The following is an 18,618-nucleotide window of genomic DNA, read 5'->3' on the forward strand; positions in this document are numbered from 1 at the left end:
CGGCCTGACCTGCGCTTTTCTAGCGTTGCGGTATGACGACGACAGCAGTGACGGAGAACGGCGCCGCCCTCGCCCTGGACGGCGTGAGCCGTGCGTACGGACGCGGGGCGCCCGCGCTCGACGGGATCGACCTGACCGTGCCGCGCGGACGCTTCGTGGCCGTGATGGGCCGGTCCGGCTCCGGCAAGTCCACGCTGCTGCGCTGCGCGGCCGGACTCGAACGGCCGACGGCCGGGAGGGTACGGATCGGGGGCACCGACCTCGCCACCCTGAAGGCCGCCGGCCTGACCCGGCTGCGTCGGGACCGCATCGGCTTCGTCTTCCAGTCGCTCAACCTCGTCTCCGCGCTGAGCGTGCGGGAGAACGTCACCCTGCCCCTGCTCCTCGCCGGGGCCCGCGAGGACCGCGCGCTCGTCGACCGGGCGCTCGCCGGGCTCGACGCCGTGGGCCTCGCCGACCGTGCCGACGACCGGCCCGAGAACCTCTCCGGCGGCCAGCGGCAGCGGGTCGCCATCGCCCGCGCCCTGGTCAACGAGCCCGAGGTCGTCTTCGCCGACGAGCCGACCGCCGCCCTCGACCCGGTCACGGCGAGCGGCGTCCTCGCCCTGCTGCGGCGCGCGGTCGACGAGCGCGGCACCACCGTCGTCCTCGTCACCCACGACCCGGTGGCCGCCACCTGGACGGACGAGGCGGTGTTCCTGGAGCGCGGCCGGATGGCCGGCCGCCTCGACCGGCCGGACGAGGCGGGCGTACGGGCCGCGCTCGGCGCCCGTACCGCCGGCGTCCTGTCGGGGGCCGCCCGATGAGCGGCCGTCCCGGGAACCCGGCGGTGCGGCTGCTCGCCGCCCGTTCGCTGCGCACCCACCGCAAGGCGTGGGCGGCCGTGTTCGCCGCCGTCGCCGTCACCTCGGCGCTGCTCGGTGCCCTGGCCCTCGCCCTCGGCTCCACCGCACTCGGCCACGCGCGCGTGGAGCGGTACGCCGCCGCGCCCGTCGTCGTCGCCGGCGACCAGGAGGTCGAGTCGACGGTCACCCCGTGGGGCGGCGAGCCGCAGACGGCCTCGGCGGGCCTCACCGAACGGGTACGGATCCCGGCCGCGACCGTCGACGTGCTGCGCGCCGTACCGGGCGTACGGGAGGCGGTCCCGGACGACACCTTCGTCGTACGGGAAGGGTCCCGGGCCCGGGACGGCGCGGGCACGACGAACCCGGCCCCGGACGGCGGCGCGGGCACGCGCGCGTACGCCGGGCGTTCCTGGGAGGCCGCTCGTCTCGCCCCGTACGAGCTGACCGACGGGCGCGAGCCGCGCGACGGCCGAGAGGTCGTCGTGGGGGCCGGGGCAGGGCCCGGTGTCGGCGTCGGGGACACCCTCGCCGGGCGGAAGGTCGTCGGCGTGGCCGACGGGCCGGACGCGCTCTACGTCACCGCCGGGGAGGCACGGCGGATCGCCGGGCACCCGGGGGCCGTCGACGCCGTCGGCGTCCTGGCCGATCCCGGCGTCCCCGTGGAGACCCTCCACGCGCGCGTGCGGGCCGCGTTGGACGACGCCGGGCTCAAGGACACCGCGTCGGGACAGCCGCTCCGGGCCCTGACCGGCGACGGCCGGGGCGGCGCCGAGCACCTCGGCGCGCTCCCCGCGCGCGGGGACCTCCTCCAGCTCCTCGCGGCCGTCTCCGGCACCCTCCTCCTCGTCGCGGCCCTCGTCCTCTCCTCGCTGGTCGCGCAGGCCCTCCAGCAGCGCGCCGCCGAAAGGGAGCTGCTCGTCTCCGTCGGCGCGTCGCCCCGGCAGGTCCGGGCGGCGGCGGGCCGCGAGGTGGGCCGGGTGGCCGCCGCCGCGGCCCTGCTCGGCGCGCTCGCCGCCGTGCCGGTTTTCCAGCTGCTGTGGTCGGCGCTGCGGGCCCGTACCGGAGTCGTACCGGAGGGGCTCGAACTTCCCGTCCCGACCTGGTTGTTCGCCGCGGTCCTCGCCGTCTCCGCGCTCGTCGTCGGCCTCGCCCGGCTCGTGGTCCTCCTCGCCGCCCGCAGGCCCGCGCGGCCCGGGACGGGGCGCGTCCGCCGCGTCCTCGGGATCGTCCTGCTCGTGCTCGGCGCGAGCTCGGCCGGGGCCGCCACGGTCCAGGGCGGCGAGGCGGCCGCCGCCGCTGCCGGGGCGGCCACGGTGACCCTGGTCGCCGGCTGCGCGCTGCTCGGCCCGTGGATCGCGCGGGCCGCGACGGCCGTCCTCGACCGGCCGTTCCGCCGGCTCGGCGGTGCGCCCAGACGGCTCACCGCCGCCGGCGCGGGCGCGCACTCCCGGCGCCTCGGGGCCGCGCTCGTCCCCGTCGTCCTCGTCACCTCCTTCGCGCTCGTACAGCTCTCGGCGGGCGCCACCATGGAGCGGGCGGCGGCCGCCCAGGCCCGTGCGGCGACCACCGCCGACCTCGCGTTCACCGGTACGACGGCGGAGCGCGTACGGAAGCTGCCGGGGGTCGACGCGGCCACGGACGTGCTGAGCTCCTCGGTCGTCCTGGCCCGCACCGAGGCGGGCGCGCCGCGCCTCGACCGGCTCCCGGTCCTCGGCGTGGACGCCGAGGGACTCGCCGGCACGCTCGACCCGGGCGTCGTCGCCGGCGACCTCGCCGGACTCGGCCGGGCGGGCACGGTCGCGGTCGGCGCGGACATGGCCAAGTCGCTCGACGCGAAGCCCGGTTCGACGGTGGCGCTCCGGCTCGGGGACGGCACGGAGAAGCGGTTGCGGGTGGTCGCGGTCTACGAACGCTCGCTGGCCCTCGGCGAGTTCCTGCTCCCGAAGGCCGAACTGGCCCCGCACATGAGCGATCCGTACCCCGCGCGCGTGCTGGCGTCCGGCACCGGACGCGGGGCGCCGGTCGCGCCCGTGGCGGTGACGCTTCCCGGGGCCGAGCTCAACGGGCTGGTCTCCGGTGGCATCGTCGCCGCGATCGGCGGGCTCACCGTCCTCTCCGTCCTCAGCACCCTCGCCCTCATCGGCGCCGGGCGGCGCGGCGAACGGGACCTCCTGCGCCAGGTCGGCGCGTCGGCGGGACAGCTGCGGCGCATGCTCGGCCTGGAGGCCGGATTCCTGACCGTGACGGGCCTCCTCGTCGGGCTCGCGGTGGGCGCGCTGCCGCTGACCGCCTTCGCCTGGGCGCTCACCGGCGGCCTGCCGTACCTGCCGCCCGCGCAGGCCGGTGCGATCGTCGGGGTCGTCCTCGTCACGGTCGTGACGGGGGTGTTCCTGGAGGAGTTCCGGCGGGTGCGGCGGCCGGGCGCGGGGACGTAGGGCCTGCCCGGCCGATCATGGCCGGGGTCGCGGGCGGGGCGCCGGGAGCGGCGGCTACGCGTTGAGGTAGGCCAGGACCGCGAGGACCCGGCGGTGGCCGCCGCTGTCGGTCGGCGGCAGGCCGAGCTTCAGGAAGACGTTCCCGATGTGCTTGTGCACGGCCCGCTCGGTGACCACCAGCGAGCGGGCGATCGTCGCGTTGTCGTGGCCCTGGGCCATGAGCCCGAGGACCTCGCGCTCGCGGGGCGTGAGCGAGTCGAGCGGGTCGTCGCGCCGACGGGCCATCAGTTCGGTGACGACCTCCGGGTCCAGGGCCGTACCGCCGGACGCGACCCGCTCCAGGGCGTCGAGGAACTCGTCGACCCGGCCCACCCGGTCCTTCAGGAGGTAGCCGACGCCGCGCGCGCCGCCGCCGAGGAGCTCGGCGGCGTACGTCTCCTCCACGTACTGCGAGAGCACGAGCAGCGGCAGCTCGGGGAGGTGCTCGCGGGCGGCGAGCGCCGCACGGAGCCCCTCGTCGCGGAAGTCGGGCGGCAGCCGTACGTCGAGCACCGCCACGTCGGGGCGGTGCTCGAGGAGCAGGGGCAGGATCTCGGGGCCGGTGGCCGCGACGCCGACGACCTCGTGCCCCGACGAGGTCAGCAGCAGGACCAGGCCCTCCCTGAGGAGGGCGTTGTCCTCGGCGATCACCACACGCACGGAAGCTCCACTTCGATCACGGTCGGGCCCCCGACGGGGCTGGTCAGTCGTACGGTGCCGTCGAGCGCGGCGACCCGGCGCCGCATGCCGGTCAGGCCGGAGCCGCGGCTCTCGGCGGCCTCGGCCCCGCCGCGTCCCTCGTCCGCCACGCGCACGCGTAGCGCGGTCTTCTCGCGGGTGAGGGCGACGGAGGCGCGGGCGGCGCCGCTGTGCTTGGCGGCGTTGGTGAGGGCCTCGGCGACGACGAAGTAGGCGGCGGCCTCGACGGCGGCGGGGGCACGGGGGGCTTCGGGCGCGGGGGTGGCGTCGCGGTCGTGCGCCGGGCCGATCTGAGCCGGGCCGTCCTCCGCCCGGCCGCCATCCGTCCGGCTGTCCGCCCGGCGGTCCTCCGCCCGGCCGTCTTCCCCCCGGCCGTCCTCCGCCCGGCCGTCCTCCGTCAGGCCCGTCACCGTGACCGTCGTCTGCAGGCCGCTGCTCGCGGCGAGAGCCCGTACCGCCCCGGTCAGACCCCGGTCGGTCAGGATCGGCGGGTGGATGCCGCGCACCACGTGCCGGAGTTCGGCGAGGGCCTCCTCCGCCTGCGTCTGGGCGTCGTCGAGGAACGCGCGGGCGGTCGCGGGATCGGAGTCGTACACGCGCCGGGCCAGGCCGATCCGCATGGACAGCGCCACCAGGCGGGCCTGCGCGCCGTCGTGGAGGTCGCGCTCGATCCGGCGGAGCTCGGCGCCGTGCGCGGCGACCGCGCCCGCGCGCGTGGCCGTCAGCTGCTCGACCCGGGCCGCGAGGGCGGCGTCCCTGGCCGCCGCCGGGGACGGCGTCAGCAGGGCGCGCGACCACTCGGCGTCGAGCGCCGCGAGCCGCCCGACCAGCGGCAGCGCCACCGGCCGCCGCCCCACGAGCCCGGCCTGGACCCCGTCGACGAGGAGCGCGGGGATCCACAGGATCAGCGAGAGGCACCAGAGGACCATGCCGTAGAGGAGCTGCGCGGCACCCCAGAGCAGGTCCTGCCGGGTGCCCGGGTCGGTGAAAGCCGTCCGCACGCGCGCGGGGAGGGGGCCTTCGAGCGGCAGGTACGCCTCCGGGACCGGCGTCCCGGTCCACGCGGCCGTGCGACGGCGCTCCCACCCGGCGAGGCGGCGCAGCAGCAGCACGCTCTCGGGCAGCACGCCCGCGCCGATGACCGTGACGGTGAGGACGGCGGTGAACAGGGCGACGGCGACCATCAGGTAGCAGAGCACGGAGACCGCGGCCCCGACCGTCAGGTGGAGCCACGCCCGGAACGCTTCCTTGATCGCCACACGCATCCCGCCAGCCTAGGCGGCGCCGGGAGGCGACACGGTGGAGCGGGCTACACCACGGCCCGGGAGCGGGCACCGCTGTGCGGGCCGGTTGGGGAGGGCGAGGATCGTAGGGCACCCACCCACTTCGCACGGAGGTACCCCATGCGCCCCCTTCTCTGGCTGCTGCTCGTCGTGAGCGTCCTGGCCAACGTCTACGTCGGCACGTTCTCGGACCTGACCGGCGGGCTCCGTGCCGCCGGAAGCGTCGGCACCGGGGCCGTCGTGCTCGGTTCCGCGGTCGGGCTGTGGCTGACGCGGCGGCGCGAGGAGGCCCGTGGCTGATCCGGGGATGTCAGAGCGCTGCCCCACAATGGAGGGCGTACCTGAGGAGGGGCAGACATGGCCGTATGGGACGACCTGGTCGGACAGACGCGGGTGGAGGAGCAGCTCGCCGCCGCCGCGCGCGACGCCGACGCGCTCGTGACCGCCCATGCCGCCGGACTGCCCGCCCCCGAGGCGTCGAAGATGACCCACGCGTGGCTGTTCACGGGCCCGCCGGGGTCCGGCCGGGCGACGGCGGCGCGGGCGTTCGCCGCCGCGCTCCAGTGCGTGAGCCCCGACCGGGCGATGAGCACCGGCGGGCCGGGCTGCGGGTTCTGCGACGGCTGTCACACGTCGCTCGTCGGCACCCACGCGGACGTGGAGATCGTCCGCACGGACCTGCTGTCCATCGGCGTGAAGGAGACCCGCGACCTCGTCCGGCGCGCCCAGCTCTCCCCGGCCGGCGGCCGCTGGCAGGTCATCGTCCTGGAGGACGCCGACCGCCTCACCGAGGGCGCGGGGAACGTGCTCCTGAAGGCCGTCGAGGAGCCCGCGCCCCGCACGGTGTGGCTGCTCTGCGCGCCCTCCCTGGAGGACGTGCTGCCGACGATCCGCTCCCGCTGCCGCCACCTGACGCTGCGGACGCCCGCCGTGGAGGCCGTCGCCGACGTGCTCGTACGGCGAGACGGCATCGAGCCGGAGATCGCGCACGCCGCCGCCCGCGCGACCCAGGGCCACATCGACCGGGCCCGACGGCTCGCCACCGACGAGCGCGCCCGCGCGCGCCGCTCCGTCGTCCTCAAGCTGCCGCTGCGGGTCGCCGACATCGGCGGCTGCCTGAAGGCCGCCCAGGAGCTCGTCGACGCCGCCGCCGAGGACGCCAAGCAGGTGGCGGAGGAGATCGACGTCAAGGAGACCGAGGAGCTGAAGGCGGCGCTCGGCGCCGCGCAGGGCGGGCGGATGCCGCGCGGCACGGCCGGCGCGATGAAGGAGCTGGAGGAGCGGCAGAAGCGCCGCAGGACGCGTACGCAGCGCGACAGCCTCGACCTGGCCCTCACCGACCTCACCGGCTTCTACCGGGACGTCCTCGCCCTCCAGCTCCGCTCCCGGGCGCCCCTCGCCAACACGGACGTGCGGGACGCGCTGGAGCGGATCGCGGGCGACACGACGCCGGAGCGGACGCTGCGCCGGATCGAGGCGATCCTCGCCTGCCGCGAGGCCCTCGACCGCAACGTGGCGCCGCTGCTCGCGGTCGAGGCGATGACGATGGCGCTGCGGGAGTAGCCGACGCGCCCTCCGGCGCCCGTTCCGGCGCCCGTTCCGGCGCCGCTTCGGCACCCTCCGGCGCCCGTTCCGGCACCGCTTCGGCACCCTCCGGCACCCGCTCTGGCATCCTCCGGCGCCCGTTCAGGCGCCCGTTCCGGCGTCCCCCGGCGCCCGTTCCGGCGCCCACCGGTCCCGCTCAGGCGCCCGCCGGACTCCGGATTGGACACGGTGTGTACCCGTCTGGATACCCTCCGGCAATGGACTCCAGGCGTTTGCTCCGTACGTCCGCCACGGCCCTCGCCGCCGCCGGGCTGATCCTCTCCGGCTGTACGGGCGGAAGCGACGCCGCCGCGTCCCGCACGCGGAGCGAGGCGTCCGCCGCCCAGGCCCCCGCCTCCCGGGAGGCCGCCTCGCAGGACCCCGCCTCGGGGGCGCTGAGGAAGTACTACGGGCAGAAGCTCGCCTGGCGGGACTGCGGCGTCGTCGGGTTCCAGTGCGCGACCCTGCTCGCCCCGCTCGACTACGCGAAGCCGGAGGCGGGCGACGTCAAGCTCGCCGTCTCGCGGACGAAGGCGACGGGCCCCGGGAAGCGGATCGGTTCGCTCCTGGTCAACCCGGGAGGCCCCGGAGGCTCGGCCGTCGGCTACCTCCAGGGGTACGCGGGCATCGGCTACCCCGCCCCCGTCCGCGCCCGTTTCGACATGGTGGCCGTCGACCCGCGCGGCGTCGCCCGCAGCGAGCCGGTCGAGTGCCTGACGGGCCCGCAGATGGACGCGTACACGCAGGTCGACCAGACTCCGGACGACGCGGCGGAGATCAACGAGCTCAGCGCCTCCTTCAAGCGCTTCGCGGCGGGCTGCGAGAAGCGCTCGGGGACGGTACTGCCGCACGTCTCCACCGTGGAGACGGCCCGCGACATGGACGTCCTGCGGGCGGTCCTCGGCGACGAGAAGCTGCACTACGTGGGGGCCTCGTACGGCACCTTCCTCGGTGCCACGTACGCCGAGCTCTTCCCCGGCCGGGTCGGCCGGCTCGTCCTCGACGGCGCCATGGACCCCTCCCTCTCGGCGCTCGACCTCAACCGCGACCAGACCGGCGGCTTCGAGACCTCCTTCCGGGCCTTCGCCGCCGACTGCGTCCGTACGCCGGACTGCCCGCTCGGCACCGGCTCGGTCGAGGCGGCGGGGGCCGCGCTCCGGAAGTTCTTCCGCGACGTGGACGCCGCACCGCTGCCCACCGGCGAGGGCCGCGAGCTCGGCGAGTCCCTCGCCACGACCGGCGTGATCGCGGCGATGTACGACGAGGGGGCCTGGCCCCAGCTGCGCGAGGCGCTCACCCGGGCGATCGGCGGCGAGGGCTCGGGCCTCCTCGCGCTCGCCGACAGCTACTACGAGCGGGAGGCGGACGGCACGTACGCGAACCTGATGTACGCGAACGCCGCCGTGAACTGCCTCGACCTGCCGCCCGCCTACGCCGATCCCGCCGCGGCCGAGCAGGCGGTCCCCTCCTTCGAGAAGGCCTCCCCGGTCTTCGGCGAGGGCCTCGCCTGGGCCGCCCTCAACTGCACCTACTGGCCCACCTCGCCCACCGGCCGCCCCCACCGCATCACCGCCGACGGCGCCGCGCCGATCCTCGTCGTCGGCACCACCCGCGACCCGGCGACCCCGTACAAGTGGGCCCGCTCCCTCGCCGCCCAGCTCTCCTCCGGCACCCTCCTCACCTACGAGGGCGACGGCCACACGGCCTACGGGCGGGGCAGCGACTGCATCGACACGGCGATCAACACCTACCTCCTGGAAGGAACGCCTCCGCAAGACGGAAAGCGCTGCTCATAGCCATGATCCGGGGGTGGTCGGAGCACCTCCGAAAACTGTGTAGACTTGGCGGCGCTGCTGCACCCGATAATGGGTCCGCACGGCACGCCGCCTTAGCTCAGTTGGCCAGAGCAACGCACTCGTAATGCGTAGGTCTCGGGTTCGAATCCCGAAGGCGGCTCAGCGAAACCCCAGGACAGATTCTTCTGACCTGGGGTTTTCTGTTGTTCGCCATCCGTACGCGGAACGAGAGGACACGTGGCATGAGCACCACCCGAGGGACCGCCGCCGAGGAGTCGGCCGACAGCACGCTCGTCGTCACCGAGCGGACGCGGTTGCGGCGGATGCGGGAGAAGGGGAGCCACCGGCGGGAGGACCTGGACGCCGTGCTCGCGGCCGGGTTCCTGTGCCACCTCGGCGTTCCCGTCGACGGGACGACGATGGTCGTGCCCACCGTGTACGGCGTCGAGGACGGCCGGCTCTATCTGCACGGGTCCGTCGCCAGCCGCAGCATGGTGCAGGCGCCCGACACCACCGTCTGCGTCACCGTCACCCACGTCGACGGGCTCGTCCTCGCCCGGTCCGTCTTCGAGCACGGTGTGAACTACCGCTGCGCGATGGTCTACGGCATACCCCGGATCGTCACCGACCCCGACGAGAAGCTGCGCGGGCTCCGCGCACTCACCGAGCAGAGCTCCCCGGGGCAGTGGGATTACGCGCGGCAGCCCAGCCGCAAGGAGCTCGCCGCCACCACGCTCCTCGCGCTCGACCTCACCGAGGCCTCCGTGAAGATCGCGAGCGGCCCGCCGGACGACGGCGACTCCGAGGACGCCGCCCTCGGGCTGTGGGCGGGGGTCGTGCCGGTGGTCACCACCTTCGGTGAGCCGGTCACCGACCCCTGCCTGCCCGTGGGGGCCGAGCCGCCCCGCCACGTGGCCGAGCGGGCCGGGCGCACGCTGGGAGGTTAGGGACCTGGGGCGCAGGAGCCCTGGGGGCTCGGGTGAGGGCGGTCAGTCGCCGTGGCCCGTGCCGCCGCTGCCGAAGCCGCCGCTGGAGATGCCGCCCCACTTGCGCTTCTCCTCGCTCGGCGGCTCCGGCGAGGTCTCGGTGCCCGAGGTGCCCGAGTCCTTGAGCTGGTACGGCATGAGCCGGTGTGCGCCGTCCGTGTGCGGCATTTCGGCCGGTCGGCGGTACTCCGACATCTCGCCGGGCAACCGGTCCGTCTCCGGCCTGTGCGGCTGCTCCTCCGGTTTCGGGGGAGCGGGCTCGCGGTCCCTGATCCGCTGACCGAGCCAGAAGGCTCCGATGAGGACGGCGACGATGACGAGGCCGCCGATGACCTGTGCGAGACCTGACTGCCAAACCCCAGCGGCCAGGGTCTCTGCTGCGCTGAGAGTGTTCATACTTCAGGATTACCCGATTCCGCTTCTTGGACTCGTCGGACGGGCGTCCCCTCCCAGATTTGCTGAAACATTTCCGCGCGCCCGTCGCGTCATGAAGGTGTACGGCGACCACACAGGCGGCGACACCACGTGACCGGCAGGAAGGGAGGGGCATGAAGACGTCCCGCGCGGATGAGTTCCTGGAGTTCGCCTCCGCACGCACCGGGCACCTCTTCCGGTCCGCATGCCTGCTGACCAGCGGCGACACCCATCTCGCCGAAGACCTCACCCAGGAGACCCTGGGGCGCATGTACGCCCTCTGGGGCCGCATGGCACGGATCGACAACCCCGCCGCGTACGCCCAGACCGTGCTCGTCCGCACGTTCCTCAGCCACCGGCGGCGCCGCTCGGCCACCGAGCGTCCCCTCGGCGAGCTGCCCGACCGCGCCCCCGAGGACGGGGGTGACCCGGCGCTCCGGATCGCGCTGCTCGACGCGCTCGCCGGGCTCGCGCCCAAGGACCGGGCGGTCGTGGTGCTGCGGTACTGGGAGGACCGCAGCGTCGAGGAGACCGCCGACGCCATGCACGTCAGCTCGGCGGCCGTCCGCACCCGGTCCGTACGGGCGCTCGCGAAGCTGCGCGCCCGGCTCGGCGGGACCGTGATGGAGCTCGCCGCTCGTTGAGCGGGCTCCTCAGGCGAGTGGCTCCCCAGGCGAGTGGCTCCCCAGACAAGTGGTTCTCCATGCGAGTGGCTCCTCATGCGAGCGGGCTCCTCATCTGAGGGGGCGCTCCCTTTCCTCTTCTTCTCTTTCCCTATCGACCGGAGACGGTGGTTTGCCATGCCCCAGAACGACCCCCAGCCCGACCCGTTCGAGGACGGCCTCGGCGCGGCCCTCCGCAGCACCGGCGAGAGCTTCACCCTCGACGGCCGCCGCGAGATCGTCAGCGCCGGCCTCGCCCGCGGCCGGCGCCGGATCGTGCGCCGCCGCCTCGCCGTGACCGGCGGCGCCCTCGCGCTCGCCGCCATCGGCATCGGCGGGGTGTACGGCGGTTCCGTCCTCACCCCGGCGGGCAAGGCGACCACCACGTCGGTGGCCGGGCCGGCCACGCCCAAGCCCACCGGAACGACCGCCACCGCGGCGCCCGGCAAGGGGAGCGGGGAGCCGGTCGCCGAGCAGATCCCGATCAAGGACATCGCCGCCGTCCTCAAGAACAACACCCCCGAGGGCAAGTGGGAGTTCGAGTCGCTGGAGGGCACGGGCCAGCACGTCAGCGCCGTCTACGACGACGGCGCGGGCAGGGCCGGCGTCACCGTCGGCTTCTACCGCTCCGCCGGCGGCGACGGCGAGGCCGGTTCGGGCCAGGTCACCTGCCCCAGCAAGGTCGCCGTCCCGTACGACCACTGCGACGAGGAACGCCTGCCGGGCGGTGCCCGTCTGATGATCCTCCAGGGGTACGAGTACCCCGACAAGCGCGAGGAGACCAAGGACTGGCGGGCGGTCCTGCTCACCAAGGACGGCTTCATCGTCGACGTGAACGAGTACAACGCCCCCGCCGAGAAGGGGGAGGCGATCACCCGCGAGGACCCGCCCTTCGACGCGGCCGAGCTGCGGAAGCTCGTGACCACCGACGACTGGCGCCCGCTGTACGAGCAGCTGGCCCCGAACGTCAAGGTGAAGCGCGGGCCCGACTCCGCCCACCAGCCGCCGGCCCAGCTCGGCGGGGCCTTCATCGAGGCGGGCCTGCGCTCCCTCCTGCCGAAGGGACTCACCGTCGTCGAAGCGGAGGGTGAGGACGGGTACGGCTACATGGTCGTCGACGACGGCCAGGGCAAGAGCCTCGTCCAGATCAACGTCCAGTACGGCATGGGCGGCGCGGACGGCCTCTTCACCGGGGACGTCACCACCCTTCCCGACGGCCGCAAGGTGAAGCTCACCCGGCAGCCCGGTGAGAAGGGCGGCTCCGGGGTCGTCTGGTGGACCGTCGACACCATCACGCCCGAGGGCCTCCGGGTCGTCGTCTCCGCCTTCAACACCGGCGCCCAGCACGAGGACGCGACCCGTGCCGAGCCCGCGCTGACCATGGATCAGCTGAAGACGATCGCGCTCAGCGGGAAGTGGCAGACGCGGCCTGCCCAGAAGTAGTCCGCAGGGGCGGCCCTCAGGGGCAGTCCTCGAAGGAGTCCTCGAAGGAGTCCTCGAAGGAGTCCTCGATGTGGTCCGGAGGGGAGTCGGTACGGCTTCCCTCCGGGCTACTTCGCGTCCGCGTACCGCTCCACCGTCGCCGTCGTGAACGGGAACCGCACCGGCGTGTCCCCGAAGGCGATCCGGCCCGCCTCGTCCCCCGCCGCCGCGATCGCCGCCGTCACCGCCTCCGCCTCCTCCGCCGGGCAGTGCACGATCACCTCGTCGTGCTGGAAGAAGACCAGCTCCGCCCGCATCCCCGCGAGCGAGCGGCGCAGCGCCGCGAGCATCAGCAGCGCCCAGTCCGCGGCGCTTCCCTGCACGACGAAGTTACGGGTGAAGCGGCCGCGGGCCCGCGCGTTCCCCGAGGCGTAGCCGGGAACGAACTCGCCCCCCTCTCGTACCTCCGGTTCGCCGCCGTCCTGGGGCAGTCCCGCCTCCTCCGCGTCGCCCGCGCCGACCGCCCGCGGACTCGTCCTGCCGAGCCACGTCCGGACGAGCCGCCCCTCCTCGCCCGCCTTCGCCGCGTCGTCGACATAGGCCACCGCGCGCGGGAAGCGACGGCGCAGAGCCGCCAGGTTCTTCAGGCCGTCGCCGCTGGTCTGCCCGTAGATCGCGCCGAGCAGCGCGATCTTCGCGTGGTCCCGGTCGCCGGAGAACGCGCGGTCGGAGAGACGGCGGTAGAGGTCGTCGGGGTGGCCCGCGACCTCCATGAACCCCGGATCGCGGGAGATCGCGGCCAGCACCCGCGGCTCCATCTGGTCGGCGTCCGCGACGACCAGCCGCCAGCCCTCGTCGGCGACCACCGCGCGCCGGATCACCTTCGGGATCTGCAGCGCGCCGCCGCCGTTCGTCGTCCACCGCCCGCTGACCGTGCCGCCCGGCAGGTACTCCGGCCGGAAACGGCCGTCCCTGACCCAGTCCGCCAGCCACGACCAGCCGTGTGCGGTCCAGATCCGGTACAGCTTCTTGTACGCGACGAGCGGCGCGACCGCCGGGTGGTCGACCTCCTCCAGCTCCCAGCGGCGCGTCGACCGCAGCCGGATGCCGGCCCCCGCGAAGGCCTTCACCACGTCGGCGGGCAGGTCCGGTCTGACCCTCCGCCCGAAGGCGGCGGAGACCTCGTCCGCGAGCTCGGCGAGACGACGGGGCTCGCCCCCGCCCGCGTACCGCTCGCCGAGCAGCTCGTGCAGCAGCTCCCGGTGCACGTCCGCCCGCCACGGCAGGCCCGCGCGGTGCATCTCGGCGGCGACGAGCATGCCGGCCGACTCGGCGGCCGTGAGCAGGCGCATCCTGCCCGGGTGCTCGGCGCGGTCGTGGCGGCGGAGCTGCTCCGCGTACACCGCGAGCAGGCCCTCGAAGGGCACGTCGGACGAGGGGCGCGGCTCGAAGAGGGAGTCCTGCGAGCCGGGCTCGGCGGCGCGCTGCGGGGGATCGGGGGGTACGGGGGCGTTCCGCAGGCGAGCCCAGGCGGCGGCGGCCGAGCGGGGCTCGCCGAGGCGGCCCTCGTGGCCGAGGAGGAGCTGCTCGGCGTCCTCCACGTCGTAACAGCGCTCGACGCGGACGCCGGCGGCGAGGAGGCGGGGGTAGACCTCGGCGGTCGCCCGCCAGACCCAGCGGGTGACGTCCGGGCGGGAGCGGACGGCGGTGACGAGGTCGGACTCGTGGCGGACGGGGCCGGCGGGCAGGCCGTCGGGGCCGAGGGGGACGAGCTGTGCGCCGTTTCCCTCCGGCTCGGGGGCGAGGGCCCACCTTTCGGTCATGGGTGCGAGTGTGACAGGGGGGTCTGACAGTGGGGGGTAGGCGCCTGCGGCGGGCCTGTCCCCCACCCCGCCCCTTCCCGAAACCGGGGCTCTGCCCCGGACCCCGCGCCTCAAACGCCGGCGGGGCTGGAGTTGGGTCCGGGGCGGGTCTGCCGCGGGCTGGAGTTGGCTCCGGGCCGGATCTGCCGCGGGCTGGAGTTGGCTCCGGGCCGGGTCTGCCGCGGGGCCGGACGCGGACGGGGCGGTGACCCGGCTCCGACCCTTGTCACCGCCCCGTTGTCCCACCATGGCCGGTCAGCGCGTGAGGCGCCACGCGGGGACGGCCGAGGCGGCGACGGCCACAGCGGTGCAGACCGCCGCCGCGGCGGTCGTCGTCGACCAGGGGACGGCCAGGGTCACCGGGGCGCCCAGGGACGACAGGGCCGCGGCCAGGGCGCCCAGGACCGCGGCCGTCACCGCCAGTCCCAGGAGGGTGCCGATCGCCGTCGCCAGGACCGCCTCGCCCGTCACGACCCGCAGGATCTGCGCCCGCGTGGCGCCCGCCAGGCGCAGTGCGGACAGCTCCGCGCCGCGTACCGACGTCGCCATCAAGAGGGTGTTGGCGAGGCCGATCACCGTGTAGACCAGCGCGATGCCGAGGACCAGGATCATGCCGAGGCGGGCTTGGGGGCTGGCGGTGAGCGCAGCTTCCGTTTCCGTTGGCGTTTTCGTGTCCGTTCTCGTCTTCGCTTCCGCTGCCGTCGCCCCCGGTGCGTTCGCCCGCGTCACGTACGGGCCGTTGTCGCCCGTCCCGCGTGCGAGGACGGCCGCCACCCGGAGCCGTACCGGACCGCTCCCGTCCGCCCGCCACACCTCCACCGTCTCGCCCACCCCGCGCCGTTCGAACTCCTCGTTCACGACGATCGATCCGTCGTCCAGGCCCCCCAGGTCCCCGGCCACCACCGGCAGGTGTGCGAGCTTCGCGAACGCCGCTGGGTCGGTGACCGCCCGCGCCCCGTACTTCACGACCGCCTCCTCCCCGTCCCGTACGAAGACGGAGGTCGGAGCCGTGGGGGAGACCGTCTGCTGCCGCGCCTCCTCCGCACGCGCGCGCGTGACGCTCGCCGCCGAGCCGAACAGCGTGCCCGCGAGCGCCACCGTCACGAGGACGGGCGCGGCCACGGCGGCGGTACGGCGCACGGACGCAGCGCTGTTCTCCCGTACGAGCATGCCCACCGCACCGCCGCGCCCGCCGCCCGTTCCCAGCGCGCCGAGCAGCCGCGCCGCCGGGCGGACGAGCAGCGGGGAGAGGAGGGCCGTGCCGCCGATCAGCAGCATCGGGACGGTCGTGTACGTCTTCCGCTTCAGGAGGGACGACGGGTCCGTGGCGCAGGCGTGGACCAGGAGGACCAGGCCGGCGGCCAGCAGCCCCGCCCCCAGCAGCGCCCGGCCCACGGGCAGCACGTCCGTGTCGACGTCCGCGTCCCGCAGCGCCGCCGCCGGGCCGACCTTCCCCGCCCGGCGGGAAGCCGCGACCGCCCCCGCGAGGGCGACGGTCAGGCCCGTCCAGAAGGCCAGGTGGAAGGGCCAGACCGCCTCGCCGGCCGCGAACCACCGCGGCGCCAGGCCACCTTCGACCAGCGTCCTGGCGAGGACGGGAGCGCCGAGCGCGCCGAGGGCGCAGCCCGCCCCCGAGGCGAGGACGCCGAGCACCGTCGCCTCCGCGAGGAGCATCCGGCGGACCTGCCCGGGGGTCGCGCCCGCCGTGCGGAGCAGTCCGAACTCGCGACGGCGCAGGGCGACGGCGAAGGCGAAGGTCGAGGCGACGACGAAGACGGAGACGAAGGCGGTGACGCCGCCCGCCGTCCCGAGGAGGGCGTTGAGCCCGACGAGTGCCCGGGCGTCCCGCTCGGGGTCGGGGTCGGCCTCCACGCGCGCGTGCCCGGTGAGAACGCGGGCCCGGTCGCCCACGAGGGCGCGGACGTCGGCGGAGGGAGCCTCGACCCCGACGGCGTCGGGGCCGCCGGACGTCGTCACGGTCCAGCGGGCGCGCAGTTCGCGCAGCAGTTCGGTATCCACAGGCTGTGGACGATCGAGGCGGTGCGTGACGGGTACGGTCGCGGGTCCGCGCCGCACGTCGAGCGTCAGGCGGTCCTGACCCTGCACGACGACGGGGGAGGAAGCGAACCGCTGGGGAGAACGCTCGGGCGCGTGGAAGGTGGCGGAGAGGCCGAGACCCATGGTGGCGAGCAGTCCGACGCCCAGTGCCAGCGCGAGGAAGCCGCCGACGAAGGACGCCCAACGGGCGCGCAGGCCGGAGACGATGACGGTCAGCATGCCGGCCCTTCGGCGGCCAGTCCCGCCATCCTCTCCGCCACCGACTCCGCCGTCGGCGCCCGCAGTTCGCCCGCCGCACGGCCGTCCGCCAGGAACACCACCCGGTCCGCGCGGGCCGCCGCCACCGGGTCGTGCGTGACCATGACGATCGTCTGGCCCTCCTCGTCGACCAGGCTCCGCAACATGTCCAGGACCTCGCGGCTCGTCGTCGAGTCCAGCGCACCCGTCGGCTCGTCGCCGAACAGGACCGCCGGGCGGGTGATCAACGCCCGTGCGATGGCCACGCGTTGCTGCTGCCCGCCGGAGAGTTCGCCGGGCCGGTGCCGTTCCCTTCCGGCGAGGCCCACCCGGGCGAGGACGTCCCCCACCTGGCTACGGGACGGGCGGCGGCCAGCGAGACGGAGGGGCAGGGCGACGTTCTGCGCGGCCGTCAGGGAGGGAAGCAGGTTGAACGACTGGAAGACGAAACCGATCCGGTCCCGCCGCAGGAGCGTCAGGCCCCGCTCGCTCAGCCCCTCCAGGGCGGTGCCGCCGATCTCCACCGTCCCCGAGGTCGGGCGGTCCAGCCCGGCGGCGCATTGGAGGAGCGTGGACTTTCCCGAGCCGGAAGGGCCCATGACGGCGGTGAAGGTACCGGCCGCGAAGTCGAGGTCCACGCCGTCGAGGGCGCGGACGTCACGGTGGTGCCGGGCCAGGCCGCGGAGCCGTACGGCGGCGGGGGCGGGTGTGGAGGCCGGGGTGGGATAGGGCGTCATGGGTTCAGCGAACCGCTTTCGCGCGTGCCGATCACGACCACCAGGGGGCGTCTCGGGGGTAGGGCCGGCCCTACCCCCGAGAACCCCCGAGGTGCCCCCGAGACGCCCCCGAGAACCCCTGAGACCATCGAGGGGGACACGCATCGGGACGCGAGAGGCACGGCATGACTTCCGGCAGTACCGTCGACAAGGCCTTCGAGGCGCTGTACGCGGGCGGTGACCGCGGCCTCGACGCCCTCGACACGGCGGCGTCGCTGCTCGCGGCCGACCCCTCCGCCGACGCGGAGCTGGCACGGCGCGGCGAGGAGTTCGTACGGACCCTGTGGGCGCGCGGGTGGCAGCCGGCGGACCTGGCGAGGACCGTCCGGCGGGAGCTGGAGGACGAGCACGCGCGCGTGCTCGCCGGGCTGATCGTGAAGGAGACCACGCGGTACGAACGGCTGCCGCGCCGCTGGGACGCGCAGCTGGAGGCGCTCGACGCCGGGGCCGCCCGCCCCACGGACCGCTTCTCGTACGCGACGACGGTCCTGGAGCTGTACCGGCTCCTGGTCCGGCTCCCCAGGCTCGACGCCGTCGGGCCTGCACCGGGTGAGGCGCTGCCGCCCGCGGCGGCCGGCGAGCCCCGGATGCTGACGCGGATCAGGGCCCTCCTCGCGAAGGCGGAGGCGACCGGGTACCCGGAGGAGGCGGAAGCGCTCACCGCCAAGGCCCAGGAGCTGATGGCCCGGCACAGCCTCGACGAGGCGACGCTCGCGGCGGGGGCGCCGTCGCCGGAGACGCCCGGGGCGATCCGGATCGGCGTCGAGCCGCCGTACGAGCAGGCGAAGGCGATCCTGCTGGACGCGGTGGCGACGGCCAACCACTGCCGGGCCGTGTGGAACGAGGCGTACGGCTTCTCGACGGTCGTCGGCTTCGAGGCGGACCTCGACCCGGTGGAACTGCTCTACACGTCGCTGCTCGTGCAGGGGACGGCGGCGATGACGCGGGCGGAGGCGGAGCAGCGGGCCGGGGGACGCAAGCGCACGAAGTCGTTCCGCCAGTCGTTCTTCCTGGCGTACGCGAACCGGCTCGGCAAGCGGCTCTCGGCGACGTCCCGCCGGGTGGCGGCGGAGGCGCCGACGCTGCTTCCGGCGCTGGCGAGTCGCGAGGTCGCGGTGACGGCGCGCACGGACGAGCTCTTTCCGGAGACCCGTACGACCCGGGTTCGGGCGGCTTGGGACGAGGCGGGGTGGACGCGGGGGGCGGATGCGGCGGATCGGGCGGGGTTGCATCCGGGGCGTCCGCGGCTGCGGTAGGCGGGCCCCGCCCTTGAGCGGGTGGGTTCCGGCCGGTGCCGGTGCCGGTGCCGGTGCCGGTGTCGGTGCCTGCGGGACGTTGCGGGGCGCGCCGCCGCCGGGCCTGGTCCGGGGCCAGCGGGACGTTCCGGGGCGCGCCCCGCCACCGGGCCTGGTCCGGCGCCTGCGGCGGGCCTTCTCCCCCACCCCGCCCCTTCCCGAAACCGGGGCTCCGCCCCGGACCCCGCGCCTCAAACGCCGGCGGGGCTGAATGTGCCCCCGGGC

15 protein-coding genes and 1 tRNA gene are annotated in these 18,618 nt (G+C 75.2%); 10 read left to right on the forward strand and 6 right to left on the reverse strand.

What is annotated here, in order from left to right; translation table 11 throughout:
* Positions 1 to 32 precede the first annotated feature (32 nt).
* Entirely contained in the window at positions 33 to 806 is a 774-nt protein-coding gene (locus AB0G79_RS32375; RefSeq protein WP_360812880.1) for an ABC transporter ATP-binding protein, read from the forward strand.
* On the forward strand, positions 803 to 3,280 hold the full coding sequence (locus AB0G79_RS32380) for an FtsX-like permease family protein (RefSeq protein ID WP_360812882.1): 2,478 nt from the start codon (positions 803 to 805) through the stop codon (positions 3,278 to 3,280). The genes AB0G79_RS32375 and AB0G79_RS32380 overlap by 4 nt, the downstream gene beginning before the upstream one ends.
* Positions 3,281 to 3,334: 54 nt before the next feature.
* On the opposite strand, the gene AB0G79_RS32385 is transcribed toward AB0G79_RS32380, so the two are convergent.
* Both AB0G79_RS32385 and AB0G79_RS32390 read right to left on the reverse strand, forming a co-directional pair.
* Complete coding sequence (locus tag AB0G79_RS32385; RefSeq protein WP_360812884.1) at positions 3,335 to 3,979, reverse strand: response regulator transcription factor; 645 nt, start codon at positions 3,977 to 3,979, stop codon at positions 3,335 to 3,337.
* Positions 3,967 to 5,283, reverse strand: coding sequence for a sensor domain-containing protein (locus AB0G79_RS32390; RefSeq protein ID WP_360812886.1), 1,317 nt, complete (start codon positions 5,281 to 5,283; stop codon positions 3,967 to 3,969). Before AB0G79_RS32390 ends, AB0G79_RS32385 begins: the two co-directional genes overlap by 13 nt.
* Positions 5,284 to 5,421: 138 nt before the next feature.
* On the opposite strand from AB0G79_RS32390, the gene AB0G79_RS32395 reads away from it, so the two are divergent.
* The 5 genes from AB0G79_RS32395 (at position 5,422) to AB0G79_RS32415 (ending at position 9,628) form a co-directional block, all read left to right on the forward strand.
* Entirely contained in the window at positions 5,422 to 5,601 is a 180-nt protein-coding gene (locus AB0G79_RS32395) for a hypothetical protein (RefSeq protein ID WP_360812888.1), read from the forward strand.
* Positions 5,602 to 5,658: 57 nt separating this feature from the next.
* Positions 5,659 to 6,864 carry a DNA polymerase III subunit delta' gene (locus tag AB0G79_RS32400; RefSeq protein WP_360812890.1) on the forward strand — a complete coding sequence of 402 codons (1,206 nt, stop codon included), beginning with the start codon at positions 5,659 to 5,661 and terminating at the stop codon, positions 6,862 to 6,864.
* A 239-nt stretch (positions 6,865 to 7,103) separates the two neighbouring features.
* Complete coding sequence (locus AB0G79_RS32405; RefSeq protein ID WP_360812892.1) at positions 7,104 to 8,681, forward strand: alpha/beta fold hydrolase; 1,578 nt, start codon at positions 7,104 to 7,106, stop codon at positions 8,679 to 8,681.
* Positions 8,682 to 8,767: 86 nt separating this feature from the next.
* Positions 8,768 to 8,841 (forward strand) — tRNA-Thr (locus tag AB0G79_RS32410).
* 82 nt (positions 8,842 to 8,923) lie between these two features.
* The gene (locus tag AB0G79_RS32415; protein WP_360812895.1) at positions 8,924 to 9,628 is read left to right on the forward strand and encodes a pyridoxamine 5'-phosphate oxidase family protein; all 705 of its coding nucleotides are present in this window, start codon (positions 8,924 to 8,926) and stop codon (positions 9,626 to 9,628) included.
* 42 nt (positions 9,629 to 9,670) lie between these two features.
* Here the strand turns inward: AB0G79_RS32415 and AB0G79_RS32420 are convergent, their stop codons facing one another.
* A complete protein-coding gene (locus AB0G79_RS32420) occupies positions 9,671 to 10,063 on the reverse strand; it encodes a DUF6479 family protein (RefSeq protein ID WP_360812897.1) in 393 nt (130 codons plus the stop codon).
* A 152-nt stretch (positions 10,064 to 10,215) separates the two neighbouring features.
* On the opposite strand from AB0G79_RS32420, the gene AB0G79_RS32425 reads away from it, so the two are divergent.
* Both AB0G79_RS32425 and AB0G79_RS32430 read left to right on the forward strand, forming a co-directional pair.
* The gene (locus tag AB0G79_RS32425; RefSeq protein ID WP_360812899.1) at positions 10,216 to 10,725 is read left to right on the forward strand and encodes a SigE family RNA polymerase sigma factor; all 510 of its coding nucleotides are present in this window, start codon (positions 10,216 to 10,218) and stop codon (positions 10,723 to 10,725) included.
* A 156-nt stretch (positions 10,726 to 10,881) separates the two neighbouring features.
* A complete protein-coding gene (locus AB0G79_RS32430) occupies positions 10,882 to 12,186 on the forward strand; it encodes a hypothetical protein (protein ID WP_360812901.1) in 1,305 nt (434 codons plus the stop codon).
* A gap of 107 nt (positions 12,187 to 12,293) precedes the next feature.
* On the opposite strand, the gene AB0G79_RS32435 is transcribed toward AB0G79_RS32430, so the two are convergent.
* The 3 genes from AB0G79_RS32435 to AB0G79_RS32445 all read right to left on the reverse strand — a co-directional run bounded on the left by AB0G79_RS32435 (position 12,294) and on the right by AB0G79_RS32445 (position 17,059).
* Positions 12,294 to 13,988 (reverse strand): bifunctional 3'-5' exonuclease/DNA polymerase, encoded by a 1,695-nt coding sequence (locus AB0G79_RS32435; protein WP_360812903.1) that lies wholly within the window; start codon positions 13,986 to 13,988, stop codon positions 12,294 to 12,296.
* A 294-nt stretch (positions 13,989 to 14,282) separates the two neighbouring features.
* Entirely contained in the window at positions 14,283 to 16,304 is a 2,022-nt protein-coding gene (locus tag AB0G79_RS32440) for an FtsX-like permease family protein (protein WP_360812905.1), read from the reverse strand.
* Positions 16,298 to 17,059, reverse strand: coding sequence for an ABC transporter ATP-binding protein (locus AB0G79_RS32445; protein WP_360812907.1), 762 nt, complete (start codon positions 17,057 to 17,059; stop codon positions 16,298 to 16,300). The genes AB0G79_RS32440 and AB0G79_RS32445 overlap by 7 nt, the downstream gene beginning before the upstream one ends.
* A gap of 164 nt (positions 17,060 to 17,223) precedes the next feature.
* Here AB0G79_RS32445 and AB0G79_RS32450 point away from each other — a divergent pair, with 164 nt between their 5' ends.
* Positions 17,224 to 18,354, forward strand: coding sequence for a DUF2786 domain-containing protein (locus AB0G79_RS32450; protein ID WP_360812909.1), 1,131 nt, complete (start codon positions 17,224 to 17,226; stop codon positions 18,352 to 18,354).
* Positions 18,355 to 18,618: the final 264 nt, after the last annotated feature.

Source organism: Streptomyces sp. NPDC020807, from assembly GCF_040641575.1.
Taxonomy (GTDB): Bacteria; Actinomycetota; Actinomycetes; order Streptomycetales; family Streptomycetaceae; genus Streptomyces.